This window comes from uncultured Jannaschia sp. (assembly GCF_947494025.1).
GTDB lineage: Bacteria > Pseudomonadota > Alphaproteobacteria > Rhodobacterales > Rhodobacteraceae > Jannaschia.
This window is the reverse complement of the sequence record NZ_CANLTQ010000128.1, coordinates 1-630: the sequence shown is the minus strand read 5'-3', so window position 1 is coordinate 630 and position 630 is coordinate 1. Positions and strand designations below refer to the sequence as shown.

Here is a 630-nt window from a genome sequence, read left to right as displayed (position 1 = left end):
AAAAAAGGCCTGGTCGCGCGGGAGCGTATGCGGGCTGATATCAGGCTGGCCCGGCATGACTGGACCGTGCGGCGCCAGCCTTTCATGCGCGACAGGGCCCATCGGCTGGTCTTCATAGATGAAACGTCGGTGAAGGCGAACATGACCCGCCTGCGAGGCCGGAGTGCCGTCGGCGAACGGCTGTTCGGCACGGCGCCGTTCGGCCGCTGGAAGACGCAGACCTTCATCGCCGGGCTCACCTGCGACGCGTTGATTGCTCCCTGGGTGATCGAGGGCGCGATGGACCGGGCCGCGTTCGACATCTACGTCGAGACCCAGCTCGCACCGGCCCTACAACCAGGCACCGTCGTGATCCTGGACAACCTCTCGACCCACAGAAGCCCGAAAGCCGCCGAGATCCTGAACGTCCATGGCTGCTGGATGCTATTCCTGCCGGCCTACTCGCCAGACCTGAATCCGATCGAAATGGCCTTTTCCAAGCTGAAGGCCCATCTCCGTCGTATCGGCGCGCGGACCTACGATACCCTTGTCCAGGCCCTCGGCGACATCTGCGGCCTGTTCGATCCCAAGGAGTGCCTGAACTTCTTCAGTGCCGCAGGATACGCGCCTGATTAAACGCAAACCGCTTTA

The 630-nt window shown here is 62.9% G+C and carries 1 protein-coding gene; it reads left to right on the top strand.

Annotated elements, in window-relative coordinates:
* A partial coding sequence (locus Q1B08_RS21625) for an IS630 family transposase (protein ID WP_299823483.1) occupies positions 1 to 615 on the top strand: 615 nt, incomplete at its 5' end.
* Positions 616 to 630 lie beyond the last annotated feature (15 nt).